The organism is Citrobacter sp. Ce104, assembly GCF_030334595.1.
GTDB lineage: Bacteria > Pseudomonadota > Gammaproteobacteria > Enterobacterales > Enterobacteriaceae > Citrobacter > Citrobacter europaeus.
In genome coordinates, this window is record NZ_JAOWDP010000065.1 from 134,643 (window position 1) to 149,510 (window position 14,868).

Below are 14,868 nucleotides of genomic sequence, written 5' to 3' on the forward strand. Positions count from 1 at the left end.
ACCTGAACAGGCGGCAACTGATGCCGCATATGCCCATTTGTATCTGTTATCCCTCCAGCCATGTAGGATGATCACAGGCAAGATTTTTTGACTAAGGAAAAGCGTTATGAAAACGGGACCATTAAACGAGAGCGAACTGGAATGGCTGGATGATGTATTGACTAAGTACAATACGGACAAGGCTATTCTGGATGTATCAGAACTGGATGGTTTACTGACGGCGGTGCTGAGTTCTCCGTATGAAATTGAACCGGAGCAGTGGCTGGTCGCTATTTGGGGCGGCGCGCAGTATGTTCCTCGCTGGTCCTCCGAAAAAGAAATGACGCGTTTCATGAACCTGGCGTTTCAACATATGGCGGATACGGCCGACCGTCTGGATGAATATCCTGAGCAGTTTGAGCCGCTGTTTGGTTTACGTGAAATTGACGAACATGAACTGACCATCGTTGAAGAGTGGTGCTTCGGCTATATGCGCGGCGTTGCTTTGTCAGACTGGTCCGCGTTACCAGACACGTTAAAACCTGCGCTTGAGGCTATTGCGCTGCACGGTACGGAAGAGAACTTTGCGGTGGTTGAGAAGCTGACGCCAGAAGCGTTTGAAGAGAGCGTGGATGCCATTCGCCTGGCGGCGTTGGATTTGCATGCTTACTGGATGGCGCATCCCCAGGAAACGCCGGTCAAGATACCGGTAAAAGTGGATGCCAAAGTAGGGCGTAATGACCCTTGTCCGTGTGGTAGCGGCAAGAAATATAAGCAGTGCTGTTTGCATTAACAGAAAGGGGCGAAAGCCCCTTTTGTTTTAACCCACTTCCGGTAGTAGTCCTGCAGCAATAGAAAACTGTACTGCTATCACCACAATGCCGCACAAAAATACCAGCGCCAGCGCCGGAGCTCCGCCCGCCACACGGTAGGTAGCCTGCGGATTTTGTTTTCTGCTCTGCCAGACCAGCATCGAGGGAATGAGCAGCGCCAGCACCGCCAGGGCAACGCCTGCATACCCCAGCGCCATGACGAAACCACGCGGATAGAACAGTGCAAATGCCAGCGGTGGCAGGAAGGTCACCACGCCAGTTTGTACTCTTCCCGCAGCGGTATTACGGCGTTGGAAGAGGTCGGCCAGGTAGTCAAATAATCCCAGCGCCACGCCGAGGAAAGAGGTCGCCAAAGCGAGGTCGGCAAACAGATGCACCGCCAGCTCGACGTGCGGCGAAGCCACGACTTCACGCAATGCCTGCAATAAACCGTTTAAGCCAGCGTGGTTGGCTAACAGCCCCATGAACGTGGACGAGTTAATACTGCCAAGCGTGGCCAGTTGCCAGAAGATATAAGCGACCAGTGGAATGGCGCTACCGGTGATAAACACCCAACGCAGTTTACGGATGTTGCCATTCATATAGCTGACGATACTGGGGACGCTACCGTGAAAACCGAACGAAGTGAAGATAACCGGGATTGCGGACAATGCCAGTCCCTGCTGAAGCGGTAGCGTAAGCAGGTTTACTTTATGGATATGCGGCATCAACAGAGCCAGCATCGCCACCAGGAAGATTATCTTGGCGCTGAACAACAAACGGTTGAACAGATCGACCAGCGAGGTTCCTACGCAAACCACACCACCGGCAACAAAGGTGAACAGCAGCACGCCTGTTGTCGGTGATAGAGTTGTTCCGGTCCAGTCGCTGATGCTGGAAGCCAGCAATTCACCCGCGCCACTGATATACGCCGCCGTCAGCGCGTACATTAAAAACATCATGCTAAAACCCGTTACCCATTGTCCGTAACGACCAAGATAACGTTTTGCCAGCGTACCCAGCCCGGTATCAGCCGGTACGTGTTGATACACTTCAAGCAGCAACAGCGCGGTGTAGCACATCAACGCCCAAAGACTCACTAACAACACCAGCGTGACGCTAAACCCCACGCCTGCCGCAGCCAGCGGCATTGCCAACATACCGGCACCAATCGTGGTTCCCGCCACGATAAAAATACTACCCAGGGTTCTGTTTTTCACGCTTTCCTCTGTCCCAGAGATAATCAACGGTTATATCTGCGGCGCAGGTTAAGGCAAAACGCTATTTTCGTCAAATCACCGTTACAATGTATGTACATTAATCTTTACGATACTTCGCGCCTTAAGATGTATGACAAATGACATTTATCTGCGACTAAACCTGCGTTAGCGCAAAGCAGCGCCGTGCGGTTCACATTAGGCTACGGACTTTATTGAGGAGGTAGTATGGAATCTATTCACGGTCACGAAGTGCTCAACATGATGATTGAATCTGGCGAGCAGTATTCGAATGCCAGCCTTGAGGCGGCGATTACGGCACGGTTTGGCGAGCAGGCGCGTTTTCACACCTGTTCTGCTGCGGATATGACGGCAGCCGAGCTGGTGGCGTTTTTAGCGGCGAAGGGAAAGTTTATTGCACAAGAAGACGGCTTCTCTACGCACGAAAGCAAGATCTGCCGTCACTAATTGTCACGGGTAATGATGGCGGGTTGCCTTCATTACCCAGAGACATTAATTCTGTGTATCAAGCGTAGCCAGTTCTTTATCGATGAAATAAAGACCTTCGCCACTTTTCCCTGCCAGTGATAACTTATCAATAACAGATTTAAATAATTTCTCTTCTTCATGCTGCTCGGCAACATACCATTGCAGGAAATTAAACGTCGGGTAATCCTGGTGAGTCATTGCCGCGTGTGCCAGCTCATTAATTTTCTGGGTGATCAGTTGCTCGTGTTCGTAAGTGACACGGAACAATTCGTCCAGAGACGCATATTCAGCAAAAGGGGAAGAGACGGTATTAATACACGGCAAGCTGCCGGTATCGGTCAGGTAGTCAAACAGACGCTGCATATGCGTCATCTCTTCCTGGGCGTGACGGCGCAAAAACGCAGCGGCACCTTCGAAGCTGTGATAGCTGCACCACGCGCTCATCTGTTGGTAGAGCAGAGAAGAATATAATTCAAGGTTCATCTGCTCATTCAGTTGGTCGATCATTTCTGTTTTCAGCATGGTTCTGCTCCACAAACGTTATTATATATTGACGTGGCGCCACTATAATTTGTTATTTAATTATTTGCAAAAGGTAAAATAATAAATTTATTTATTAAAAATGCGAATGGGAATAAAACGCATTAACGATATTAATCGGAGAATAAATAACGAGAAGGCAGAAGACCAGCAATAATGTGCTGGTCGAAAATATTAATAATTAAAGGAAGTGGATGGTGATACCGCGACGCCGTGACACTGCCAGGCGAGGGTGATTTTGGTATTTAAGCACAAAGAACCGGCGTACAGGCTACAGGTTGACACCGGCTGACCAAACGCCATTGCGCTGGCATAACCCAGGCGCTGACACTCTTTGGTGGCTGTCCCCTGGGTAACGTAGTCATCGGTACGCGCCGACTGTAACATGGCCTGGTTGTAGGTCAGGCGAACCACGCCGGTGATGGCGCTGGCTTCACTGACCTGCGCCTGTTTAGTTATAGTGCATCCTGTCAGCACGAGCGGCAAAAGGGCAAGGATAAAGGTCTTCATGTGATCGCTCTGAAAGTTCGGAGATAGGCTATCATGGCATACGTGTTGACGTATCAATGGCTTGAATAACCTGAAAATCACCTGCGATTAATCGCAACGACGTCAATTTCTTGAGGCCATTCTCAGCTTTCGAAGGAAAAATGTGAGCACTTCATTATTTTATAAAACAAAATTTCATTAAATTTGAAAGTGAGTTTGCAAAATAGTAATGTGGCCTGAATGTTATGACTTTCTGCGGGTCCCCGCAGCGCATTCAGGAGATTACAGAATGAAAATTGCATTGATGATGGAAAACAGCCAGGCAAGCAAAAACGCCATCATTCATAACGAGCTTAAAGCCGTCGCGGATGAGAAAGGTTTTCCAGTGTACAACGTCGGGATGAGCGACGAAAATGACCATCATCTGACCTACATCCATTTAGGGATTATGGCCAGCATCCTGCTCAATTCCAAAGCCGTGGATTTTGTTGTCACGGGTTGCGGTACGGGTCAGGGGGCAATGATGTCGCTGAATATTCATCCGGGCGTGGTGTGTGGTTACTGTCTTGATCCGGCTGACGCGTTCTTATTCTCTCAGATCAACAACGGTAACGCGCTTTCTCTGGCATTCGCCAAAGGTTTTGGTTGGGGCGCTGAGTTAAATGTGCGCTATATGTTTGAAAAAGCGTTCACTGGTCGTAACGGCGAGGGTTATCCGCCTGAGCGTAAAGAACCACAGGTGCGTAACGCCGGTATTCTGAACCAGGTGAAAGCGGCGGTGGTAAAAGAAAACTATCTGGATACGCTGCGCGCTATCGATCCTGAGCTGGTGAAAACCGCCGTATCGGGTCCGCGCTTCCAGCAGTGTTTCTTTGACAACTGCCAGGACAAAGCGATCGAAGCGTTTGTTCGCGAGATAATTGGCTAAACCCTGTTGGCCCGGCGATGTTCACCTGTCGGGCTATCTGTTCTTATCAGACACCGCGCTTCCTGCATCACGGGCAAGCCGCAGCGTATCCACCATGCCGACCAGGCAAATAATGGCAATAGCGACAAAGGCCAGCCGGAAACTGATTCCTGGAATATTCCCCAATGTCAGCCACTTACTCACCTCATCGCCGATACGTATCCCGATAGCGGCCAATGAAATGCCTAAGCCTACCGCTAATTGTGTTGCCGTACTGAACAACGTATTGGCGTAGCTCATTTGTGACGCGGGGACATCCGCAAAAGCAAGCGTGCTGACGCCGGTAAACTGAATTGAGCGGAATACGCCGCCCAGATACAACACCAGCAAAATAACCCACACGGGAGTCTGTGGCGTAATTAATGCGCAGGCCAGCAGCGCCAGGACGTTAAGCGCACCATTGATTAATAGCAGTCTCTTAAAGCCGAGCCAGCGTATTAACGGCGTAGTGGCAGGTTTTATCGTCAGATTGCCCACAAAAACCGCCAGTACCAGCGAGCCTGCATGAAAAGCATTCATGCCAAAACCGACCTGGAACATTAACGGCAGCAGAAATGGCACCGCGCTGATAGAAGCGCGAAACAGCGACCCGCCGTACATGGTGACGCGAAAAGTTGGGACGCTCATGGCATCAAGACGAATCATCGGCCAGGTAGCACGACGAAAATGATGCAGGGCAAAAAGGAAGGTCACCGTCCCTAGCGCCAGAAGCCCGGCGGTTAGCCAGCCCTGCGGCTGCCGGGTTCCCAGTAACTCCATGGCATACACCAGACTTACCATCGCAACAGAGGTCGCGATAAAACCCGCTATATCAAACGGACGACGCTCGTCGTCATGAATATCCGGGATAAACCTTAGCGCCAGCGCGATCGCCAGTATTCCCAGCGGTACGTTAATAAAGAATATCCAACGCCAGTTGGCATAGCTGGTAATGAATCCCCCAAGGGGAGGCCCAATGATCGGTGCGACTAATGCGGGCCAGGTCAGGGTGGCAATAGCGGTGATCAACTGATGTTTAGGCGTGGTGCGCAGTACCGCAAGACGGCCAACAGGAACCATTAATGCGCCACCGACGCCCTGCAAGATTCGCATGGCGACAAAACCCTCAAGGCTTTCGGACAAACCGCATAAAACCGACGCGAGGGTGAAAATCGCCAGCGCCAGGGTAAACACCTTTCTTGCACCGAAGCGATCCGCAATCCAGCCGCTGGCGGGGATAAGCACCGCAAGGGTTATCAGGTAGGCGCTGATGCCAATGTTCAGGTCTACCGCCTGCACACCAAAGCTTTTAGCCATATCAGGCAGGGCGGTGGCAATCACCGTGCCGTCAATAAATTCCATAAAGAAAGCCCCGGCAACAAGTAATGCCGCCGGTGAAAGACCGCGTTTGTTCTCGACCGCTAACTGTTCACTCATGTTGTGCTTGCCATCTCAAAAGAAACTGACTGGAACTATTTTTATTTCCAACGCATTCGTTATGCGTGGGCGGCTATCGTTTCGAGCGCTGAATGGGTACTATGACGACCTTTCAATAAGGAGCTCACCATGTCCCAAACACTGAATGCCGATCAGGAACTGCTCTCGGACGTTGTTGCCTGTCAACTGGTAATCAAGCAAATTCTGGATGTTCTTGATGTTATTGCCCCAGTAGAAGTTCGGGAAAAAATGTCCAGCCAGCTGAAAAGCATCGATTTTTCCAGCCATCCTGCAGGTGCCGATCCGGTCACTATGCGCGCAATACAAAAAGCGGTTGCCTTGATCGAGCTGAAATTCACGCCGCAGAATGAATCCCACTAAAATAAACCGTTGTTTCAGGTTTTAGAAAGGTTTTTTTGCGCCTCGCAGAATGGAGGCGCGTGCATAGGGAAAATCAGAGGTTGGCCGGATAAGGCGCATCACATTACTATCCGGCATTAACGCTTTGAAAACTGAAGATTAGTGATGCTGGTAATTCACGACGTTGAGCAAGTGCTTATCGGTTTGCGCCATGCACAGCCCCGCGCGTTTGGCGCTGCGGACTTCGTCAAGTATCGTCTGTAACAGCACGCCATCCTGCTGCTGCTCTTTTTCCAGGTCGTGAAGAAAATCGATGGTTGGCGCATCGTTTAACGCTTCTGCTTCATTGGTTAAACGTGAGAGCCTACTCGAGCGCTGTTGATATTCATCCAGCGTTTTCTGAAACAATTCTTCAAGGGAAGTCAGTTCATCACCCGGAACATCAATGGCCTTGACGATGGGGTTAGCCCCGGCACTTTTCATAAAATTGAACATCCGCATCATTTGAGTCACGTTACCTTGTGCCTGAGTGCGAAGAAACGTGGCGGTACCCGTCAGGCTATGCTCGTAGCACCATTCGCTCAGATGCAGGTAAAGATTCGATGCGTAGAACTCGAGGTTCATTTGCGTGTTGAGTTTATGAACAATTCCAACTGCAGCCATATCAATATCCTTATTTCCAGAAAGGGGAATGTACGTTACTAACGCCAGTACAGCGGGCTGCCGCTGCACTTCACCTCTACGTACAATTAAAACTGTTAGCAGAATAAATCCGTTCCGCCGGTCCTTTAGTGATCACGAATTATATTCGCTCCCGATCGAGATTCAGCATAACGCTTGCTATGACATAAGAAAATCCTTAAATCCGTGTATTTATGTTTTTTTACATATTGTCATAACAGTACTTGTGCTTCTGCCGTTTTGGCATATAGGTGATATGAATATAACGAATTGATATTTATGCCATTAAACACACTCTTCAATAATGAAATGGTGTTTTAAATCACAAAATTAATTTCCACAATAAGGTATTGTCTGGCACCTGATGATTATCTGCTCATGTTGTGAAGCAATTTCACGATTGGGCTGAATCTGTACTAATTATCTGATGACTAATTTTTTGCGCCAGATCAGTTTTAATCAAATTAAGAAAATTAACGGCCTGAACTATTCGTCATTAATTGTGTTGTGAATTTGGATAACGCGAGGAGTTACATATGAAGAAGGTTGCGGTGCTGCTGGCACCTGGTTTTGAAGAGGCGGAGGCGATTGTTACCATTGATATTCTGCGTCGTCTGAATATCGAAGTCGAAACGCTGGCCTGTGCAGAGTCACGTGCAGTGGTGAGTTATCATGACGTACCGATGGTGACAGACAGTACGCTGGCCGCGCGCCAGGCATATCTCTACGACGCCATCGTGCTGCCCGGCGGGCCGCAGGGCAGCGTTAATCTTGCTGCCAGTGAGACGGTCATCCAGTTTGTCGCCCGACATGATCAGGCGGGGAAACTCATTTGTCCGGTGTGTTCTGCGGCTGCGCGCGTGCTGGGCGGCAACGGCCTGCTGAAAGGACGTCGCTACGTGTGCTCGGGAGATCTGTGGCAAAACGTCACGGATGGAGAATATATTGATGCGCCGGTAGTTGAAGATGGCAATCTGATTAGCGGCAAAGGGCTGGGGCATATTTTTGATTTTGCATTAACACTTTCGGCACGTCTGCTGGGAGATGACATTCCGGTTCGCGATCACGCTGACCATATTTATTATCGATGGTAATCATTTTCCCGAATGCTTCGGTATTCGGGAACAAGGATTCGTTGGCTGACGTTATGGACTAATCTGCTATTTCTCTTTTTTCCCGTCGACAAAATCGCGTTTTTTTATGTCATTTCCCGCTGAATTTATGTACGCAATTACTGTAATTCTGTGGTGTGATGCCGCTCTCTTATGGAGAATCAATTTCCCGCTAAAAATACTCTCAGCACTGGCATTGATCTTATCAATAAAAGGTAATGCCTTGTTTTACGTCCGAATTACAAAAAATCGTCTGATTTTACCCTACATAAAAGAACGTTAAAGCTGGAGTTAACCATGCACAAATTCACTAAAGCGCTGGCTGCCATCGGTCTGGCTGCCATTATGTCACAATCCGCTATCGCTGAATCCATGAAGCTCGGTTTCCTGGTCAAACAGCCGGAAGAACCGTGGTTCCAGACTGAATGGAAATTTGCCGATAAAGCCGGTAAAGACCTTGGTTTTGAGGTGATTAAAATTGCCGTCCCGGATGGTGAGAAAACCCTCAATGCCATCGACAGCCTGGCTGCAAGTGGAGCAAAAGGGTTTGTGATTTGTACGCCGGACCCCAAACTCGGGCCTGCCATTATGGCTAAGGCGCGAGGCTACGATATGAAAGTCATTGCCGTCGATGACCAGTTTGCCAACGCCAAAGGTAAGCCGATGGATACCGTGCCGCTGGTGATGATGGCTGCAACCAAAATTGGTGAGCGCCAGGGCCAGGAGCTGTATAAGGAGATGCAAAAGCGCGGTTGGGATGTGAAATCCAGCGCCGTCATGGCCATTACCGCCAACGAACTTGATACCGCGCGTCGCCGTACGTCAGGTTCAATGGAAGCGCTTAAAGCCGCAGGCTTCCCGGAAAAACAGATCTACCAGGTTCCAACAAAATCAAATGATATCCCCGGTGCATTCGATGCCGCTAACTCCATGCTGGTTCAACATCCTGAAGTCAAACACTGGCTGATTGTCGGCATGAACGACAACACCGTGCTGGGCGGCGTACGTGCGACTGAAGGGCAGGGCTTCAAAGCGCCAAACGTAATTGGTATCGGTATTAATGGCGTTGATGCCGTGAGTGAACTGTCCAAAGGCGAAGCGACCGGGTTCTACGGCTCACTGCTGCCAAGCCCGGACGTTCACGGCTACAAATCAAGTGAAATGCTTTACAACTGGGTAACGAAAGGTGCAGAGCCACCGGCGTTTACTGAAGTGACGGATGTGGTGCTGATTACCCGCGATAACTTCAAAGAAGAGCTGGCGAAGAAAGGCTTAGGCGGTAAGTAACATAAATGCCGGATGCGACGTCAAAGCGTCTTATCCGGCCTACGAATCGCGTCCTCAGAAGGCCGGATGAGGCAAAGCCGCCATCCGGCTTAAAGATCTGACTCACGGAGACGTTATGCAACAGTCTACCCCGTATCTCTCATTCCGCGGCATTGGCAAAACATTCCCGGGCGTTAAAGCGCTTACGGATATCAGTTTCGACTGTTACGCCGGTCAGGTGCATGCGCTGATGGGCGAAAATGGCGCCGGAAAATCAACACTCTTAAAAATTCTCAGCGGTAACTATGCGCCAACGACGGGATCTTTGACGATCCGCGGACAGGAAGTTTCGTTTGCAGACACCACGGCCGCGCTCAACGCCGGTGTCGCCATTATTTACCAGGAGCTGCATCTCGTCCCGGAAATGACCGTTGCCGAGAATATTTATTTAGGCCAGTTGCCGCACAAAGGCGGGATTGTAAATCGCTCGCTGCTGAACTATGAAGCGGGGCTACAGCTTAAGCATCTGGGCATGGATATCGATCCCGACACGCCATTGAAATATCTCTCCATCGGTCAATGGCAGATGGTGGAGATAGCAAAAGCGCTGGCGCGTAATGCCAAAATTATCGCGTTTGATGAACCGACCAGCTCCCTGTCTGCACGCGAAATTGAGAATCTGTTTCGCGTCATCCGTGAGCTGCGCAACGAAGGACGCATCATCCTGTACGTATCGCACCGTATGGAGGAAATTTTTGCTCTCAGCGATGCCATCACCGTGTTTAAAGATGGGCATTACGTCACAACGTTCACGGATATGCAGCAGGTCGATCACGATGCGTTGGTGCAGGCGATGGTTGGACGCGACCTCGGTGATATTTATGGATGGAAATCCAGACCGTATGGCGCAGAGCGGCTGCGTTTGCATGAGGTCAAAGCTCCCGGTGTGCGTACGCCGATCAGTTTATCGGTACGCAGCGGTGAAATTGTCGGATTGTTTGGCCTGGTAGGCGCCGGGCGTAGCGAATTGATGAAAGGACTGTTTGGCGGCACACGCATCACGGCAGGCCAGGTGTTTATTGATGAGCAGCCTATTGATATTCGTAAACCGAGCCATGCCATTGAAGCGGGAATGATGCTGTGCCCGGAGGACCGCAAAGCGGAAGGGATCATTCCGGTCCATTCGGTGCGTAACAACATCAACATTAGCGCCCGTCGTAAACATGTTCTGGGCGGATGCGTGATCAACAACGGCTGGGAAGAGACCAATGCCGATCACCATATTCGCTCACTCAATATTAAAACGCCGGGCGCGGAGCAGCTGATTATGAACCTCTCCGGCGGTAATCAGCAGAAGGCTATCCTTGGCCGTTGGTTATCGGAAGAGATGAAGGTGATTTTGCTTGACGAACCTACACGCGGCATTGATGTAGGTGCCAAGCATGAAATTTATAACGTGATTTATGCCCTCGCAGCGCGCGGCGTGGCCGTGCTGTTTGCTTCCAGTGACCTGCCAGAAGTGCTCGGTGTCGCCGATCGTATCGTGGTGATGAGAGAGGGCGAAATTGCCGGTGAGTTGCTTCATGAACAGGCGGATGAGCGCCAGGCCTTGAGCCTTGCTATGCCTAAAGTCAGCCAGGCTGTAGCCTGAATAAGGAGAGAATGATGTCTTCCGTTTCTACATCGGGTTCTGGCGCAGCAAAATCGGCGCTAAATCTTGGTCGAATTTGGGATCAGTATGGGATGCTGGTGGTGTTCGCCGTGCTGTTCCTGGTTTGTTCCCTCTTTGTGCCAAACTTTGCCACTTTCATCAATATGAAAGGGCTGGGGCTGGCGGTATCGATGTCGGGTATGGTCGCGTGTGGGATGCTGTTTTGCCTGGCATCCGGTGACTTCGACCTGTCCGTTGCGTCCGTGATTGCCTGCGCCGGGGTCACGACTGCCGTGGTCATTAACATGACTGAAAGCCTGTGGATTGGCGTGGCTGCCGGGCTGCTGCTCGGTATTCTCTGTGGTCTGGTTAATGGATTTGTGATTGCGCGTTTAAAAATTAACGCCCTGATCACCACCCTTGCGACGATGCAGATTGTACGTGGTCTGGCCTATATTATTTCCGACGGTAAGGCGGTGGGGATTGAAGATGAGCGCTTCTTTACCCTCGGCTACGCGAACTGGTTTGGTCTGCCGGCACCTATCTGGATCACGGTTGTCTGTTTTATCGTCTTCGGTTTACTGCTGAATAAAACTACGTTTGGTCGCAACACGCTGGCTATTGGGGGCAATGAAGAGGCGGCACGTCTGGCTGGGGTTCCGGTCGTTCGTACCAAGATTATTATCTTTATTTTGTCTGGGCTGGTATCCGCCATTGCCGGGATCATCCTCGCATCACGTATGACCAGCGGCCAACCAATGACCTCAATCGGCTATGAGCTGATCGTGATTTCCGCCTGCGTGTTAGGGGGCGTTTCGCTCAAAGGCGGCATCGGAAAAATCTCATATGTAGTGGCCGGGGTGTTAATTCTGGGAACGGTTGAGAATGCGATGAACCTGCTGAACATCTCTCCGTTCGCCCAGTATGTCGTACGTGGTCTAATCCTGCTGGCGGCGGTGATCTTCGACCGTTACAAGCAAAAAGCGAAGCGTACCGTTTGATGATTTAAACCCCAACTTTTTAGTCTAGCTTTAGCTCATCGCCAGCCGCTACCCGGCTGGCGATTGTTTTTGCAAATGGCGAGCATGGTCACACTGTCTATACTTATATCCGTCGTACATCATATATACGGCGCGATCCGCGCGGCGTACAGACCATGATGAGGAGGATAACCGGGTGACAGCATCACTGATCATACCCCCTGAACAATCTGCAAACTGTGCTTATTTTTTTGATCTCGATGGGACATTGGCTGAGATCAAACCTTTTCCAGACCAGGTCGTCGTCCCTAAGACAATCCTGCAGTTATTACATCAGTTGGCTACGCGTAATGCGGGGGCGCTGGCATTGATTTCAGGGCGCTCGATGGCTGAGCTTGATGCGCTTACCACTCCCTTACGTTTTCCGCTCGCCGGAGTGCATGGGGCAGAGCGCCGTGATATCAATGGCCAAACTCATATAGTGCGCCTGGCTGAGGCAATAGAGCGCGAAGCAGGAGAGTTATTACAAACCGCGCTGGCGACGATGCCGGGTACAACGCTTGAAGCAAAAGGAATGGCTTTCGCGCTGCATTACCGCCAGGCCCCGGAACATGAAGCGGCGCTAATTAATCTGGCTGAGCGTATCACGCACAGATGGCCGCAACTGGCTTTACAGCATGGAAAATGCGTTGTGGAGATAAAACCAAAGGGGACCAATAAAGGCGATGCAATTGCCGCATTTATGCAGGAAGCCCCTTTTGCCGGTCGGATCCCCGTTTTTTTCGGAGACGATCTGACGGACGAAACCGGGTTTGGCGTGGTTAACCGCGCTGGCGGGATTTCCGTGAAGGTAGGGAACGGAGCGACGCAGGCGACATGGCGTCTGGATGGCGTGAGTGATGTCTGGCACTGGCTGGAACAAAATAACTCTTCGCAGCAAGAATCGAAAGCAACGAATAACAGAAGAGGTGGCTATGAGTCGTTTAGTCGTAGTATCTAATCGTATCGCCTCACCAGATGACAAAGGGAGCGCAGGTGGGCTTGCTGTCGGCGTGCTGGGCGCGTTGAAGGCTGCTGGTGGCCTGTGGTTTGGCTGGAGTGGCGATACGGGTAATGAGGACAAACCATTAAAAAAAGTCACGCGTGGCAATATTACCTGGGCTTCGTTTAATTTGAGTGAGCAGGACTACGAAGAGTATTACTGCCAGTTTTCAAATGCTGTTCTATGGCCTGCGTTTCATTATCGTCTGGACCTGGTACAGTTTCAGCGTCCTGCATGGGAAGGCTATCAGCGGGTGAATGCCTTACTGGTAGATAAACTGCTGCCGCTGCTTAGCGATGACGACATCATCTGGATTCATGATTACCATCTGCTGCCGTTTGCCAGCGAACTGCGTAAACGCGGTGTGAATAACCGTATCGGCTTTTTCCTGCATATTCCATTTCCGACGCCGGAAATTTTTAATGCGCTACCTCCACATCAGGCGCTACTTGAGCAGATGTGCGATTTTGATTTGCTCGGTTTCCAGACCGAAAACGACCGTCAGGCTTTTCTGGATTGCCTGGCAGCCCAGACGCAGGTATCCACGCAGAGCGATAATCACCACCGGGCATGGGGAAAAGCGTTTCGCACCCAGGTGTATCCTATTGGTATTGAGCCAGATGAGATCGCCCGGCAGGCCTCCGGACCTTTGCCGCCGAAGCTGGCGCAACTGAAAGCGGAACTCAAAAATGTGCAGAATATATTTTCAGTTGAGCGTCTGGATTACTCTAAAGGGTTGCCAGAGCGATTTCAGGCCTATGAGGCTCTGCTGGAACACTATCCGCAGCACCACGGTAAAATTCGCTACACGCAGATAGCGCCAACGTCGCGTGAAGAGGTACAGGCCTACCAGGATATTCGTCACCAACTGGAGACTGAAGCGGGGAGGATTAACGGTAAATATGGCCAACTGGGCTGGACGCCGCTCTATTATCTGAATCAGTACTTTGATCGTAAATTGCTGATGAAGATCTTCCGCTACTCTGATGTAGGACTGGTGACCCCGCTGCGCGATGGTATGAACCTGGTGGCGAAAGAGTTCGTGGCCGCGCAGGATCCTGCCAACCCTGGCGTGCTGGTGTTATCACAATTTGCCGGGGCCGCAAACGAGCTAACTGCCGCCCTTATTGTTAATCCTTACGATCGCGATGAAGTCGCTGGCGCATTAAACCAGGCGCTGACGATGCCGCTTGCCGAGCGTATCTCTCGCCACGCTGAGATGCTCGAGACTATCATTAAAAACGATATCGACAACTGGCAGGCGATGTTCATTTGCGATCTGGAAAAAGTCATTCCGCGCCAGAGTAAACAGCCATTGCCAGACAACGTTTCATCCTGCTCTAAGCTGGCGTAACGCTCAGAAAGTGAAGATCAATCTCCAGCCAGTGGAACCAACAGAACATCCACCTGGCTGGCACCGATCACGCTTTTCGCTGAGCAGGACGCGCGTGAAAAGAAACTGTGGTTATGGTTGCCATAAATGACCAGATCGACCGCGTGCTTCCGGCATACGTCCAGAATATGTTCATTCAGGGCCCCATAGGTAATAAAGGTATGCTCAATGGGGTACTGTGCGTCTTTGCTGAGCTTGTCGATAAAATCCTGAGTCTCTTCTTGCATCACTTCTCGCAGGTCTTCAAGCATAGGCGCTGCAAACTGATTATACAGTTCTGGGTCTGAGACCAGGGTTATCAGGCTAATACGGGCATTAACAGGACGAGCGATTGATACCGCCCTGGCTAACAACTGCTGGCTTTCTGGGGTCGCGGCAACAGCCACAAGAATGTGTGTATAGCTCATAACTCGCTCCTTTTTTTCAAGAATTATGAGAGGATTTTTCAGCATTACTTAGCTTACTCCATACTGC

16 protein-coding genes are annotated in these 14,868 nt (G+C 50.6%); 10 read left to right on the forward strand and 6 right to left on the reverse strand.

All coding sequences use genetic code 11. The annotated features are described in order from the left end of the window. The first annotated feature begins 106 nt into the window (after positions 1–106). Entirely contained in the window at positions 107–772 is a 666-nt protein-coding gene (locus OGW16_RS15625) for a YecA/YgfB family protein (protein WP_286518612.1), read from the forward strand. Between the two features lie 27 nt (positions 773–799). Here the strand turns inward: OGW16_RS15625 and tyrP are convergent, their stop codons facing one another. Further along, positions 800–2,011 (reverse strand): tyrosine transporter TyrP, encoded by a 1,212-nt coding sequence (gene tyrP, locus OGW16_RS15630; protein WP_043016761.1) that lies wholly within the window; start codon positions 2,009–2,011, stop codon positions 800–802. Positions 2,012–2,236: 225 nt separating this feature from the next. Here tyrP and OGW16_RS15635 point away from each other — a divergent pair, with 225 nt between their 5' ends. Next, complete coding sequence (locus OGW16_RS15635; RefSeq protein WP_043016760.1) at positions 2,237–2,476, forward strand: YecH family metal-binding protein; 240 nt, start codon at positions 2,237–2,239, stop codon at positions 2,474–2,476. A 45-nt stretch (positions 2,477–2,521) separates the two neighbouring features. On the opposite strand, the gene ftnA is transcribed toward OGW16_RS15635, so the two are convergent. Both ftnA and yecR read right to left on the reverse strand, forming a co-directional pair. Further along, entirely contained in the window at positions 2,522–3,019 is a 498-nt protein-coding gene (ftnA, locus tag OGW16_RS15640) for a non-heme ferritin (protein WP_043016759.1), read from the reverse strand. 192 nt (positions 3,020–3,211) lie between these two features. Beyond that, positions 3,212–3,547 (reverse strand): YecR family lipoprotein, encoded by a 336-nt coding sequence (yecR, locus tag OGW16_RS15645; RefSeq protein WP_043016758.1) that lies wholly within the window; start codon positions 3,545–3,547, stop codon positions 3,212–3,214. Positions 3,548–3,815: 268 nt separating this feature from the next. Between yecR and OGW16_RS15650 the strand changes: the two genes are divergently transcribed. Beyond that, positions 3,816–4,454: an RpiB/LacA/LacB family sugar-phosphate isomerase gene (locus OGW16_RS15650; protein WP_043016757.1), complete on the forward strand. Its 639-nt coding sequence runs from the start codon at positions 3,816–3,818 to the stop codon at positions 4,452–4,454. A gap of 33 nt (positions 4,455–4,487) precedes the next feature. On the opposite strand, the gene OGW16_RS15655 is transcribed toward OGW16_RS15650, so the two are convergent. Continuing rightward, positions 4,488–5,909 carry an MFS transporter gene (locus OGW16_RS15655; RefSeq protein ID WP_043016756.1) on the reverse strand — a complete coding sequence of 474 codons (1,422 nt, stop codon included), beginning with the start codon at positions 5,907–5,909 and terminating at the stop codon, positions 4,488–4,490. Between the two features lie 129 nt (positions 5,910–6,038). Here OGW16_RS15655 and OGW16_RS15660 point away from each other — a divergent pair, with 129 nt between their 5' ends. After that, positions 6,039–6,290, forward strand: coding sequence for a DUF2766 family protein (locus OGW16_RS15660; protein WP_003034595.1), 252 nt, complete (start codon positions 6,039–6,041; stop codon positions 6,288–6,290). A 138-nt stretch (positions 6,291–6,428) separates the two neighbouring features. Here the strand turns inward: OGW16_RS15660 and OGW16_RS15665 are convergent, their stop codons facing one another. Then, complete coding sequence (locus OGW16_RS15665) at positions 6,429–6,932, reverse strand: non-heme ferritin-like protein (RefSeq protein ID WP_043016755.1); 504 nt, start codon at positions 6,930–6,932, stop codon at positions 6,429–6,431. 554 nt (positions 6,933–7,486) lie between these two features. On the opposite strand from OGW16_RS15665, the gene OGW16_RS15670 reads away from it, so the two are divergent. The 6 genes from OGW16_RS15670 (at position 7,487) to otsA (ending at position 14,355) form a co-directional block, all read left to right on the forward strand. Beyond that, positions 7,487–8,044: a DJ-1/PfpI family protein gene (locus tag OGW16_RS15670; protein WP_087052601.1), complete on the forward strand. Its 558-nt coding sequence runs from the start codon at positions 7,487–7,489 to the stop codon at positions 8,042–8,044. Between the two features lie 315 nt (positions 8,045–8,359). Beyond that, a complete protein-coding gene (locus OGW16_RS15675) occupies positions 8,360–9,349 on the forward strand; it encodes an arabinose ABC transporter substrate-binding protein (protein ID WP_043016753.1) in 990 nt (329 codons plus the stop codon). Positions 9,350–9,464: 115 nt separating this feature from the next. Continuing rightward, the gene (araG, locus tag OGW16_RS15680; RefSeq protein ID WP_087051726.1) at positions 9,465–10,979 is read left to right on the forward strand and encodes an arabinose ABC transporter ATP-binding protein AraG; all 1,515 of its coding nucleotides are present in this window, start codon (positions 9,465–9,467) and stop codon (positions 10,977–10,979) included. A 14-nt stretch (positions 10,980–10,993) separates the two neighbouring features. After that, positions 10,994–11,980 (forward strand): L-arabinose ABC transporter permease AraH, encoded by a 987-nt coding sequence (gene araH, locus OGW16_RS15685; protein WP_003034609.1) that lies wholly within the window; start codon positions 10,994–10,996, stop codon positions 11,978–11,980. A 175-nt stretch (positions 11,981–12,155) separates the two neighbouring features. Next, positions 12,156–12,959, forward strand: coding sequence for a trehalose-phosphatase (gene otsB, locus OGW16_RS15690; protein WP_043016751.1), 804 nt, complete (start codon positions 12,156–12,158; stop codon positions 12,957–12,959). Then, positions 12,934–14,355 (forward strand): alpha,alpha-trehalose-phosphate synthase, encoded by a 1,422-nt coding sequence (otsA, locus tag OGW16_RS15695; RefSeq protein WP_080625004.1) that lies wholly within the window; start codon positions 12,934–12,936, stop codon positions 14,353–14,355. The genes otsB and otsA overlap by 26 nt, the downstream gene beginning before the upstream one ends. Positions 14,356–14,372: 17 nt before the next feature. Here the strand turns inward: otsA and uspC are convergent, their stop codons facing one another. Then, positions 14,373–14,801, reverse strand: coding sequence for a universal stress protein UspC (uspC, locus tag OGW16_RS15700; RefSeq protein ID WP_043016749.1), 429 nt, complete (start codon positions 14,799–14,801; stop codon positions 14,373–14,375). Between the last annotated feature and the right edge of the window lie 67 nt (positions 14,802–14,868).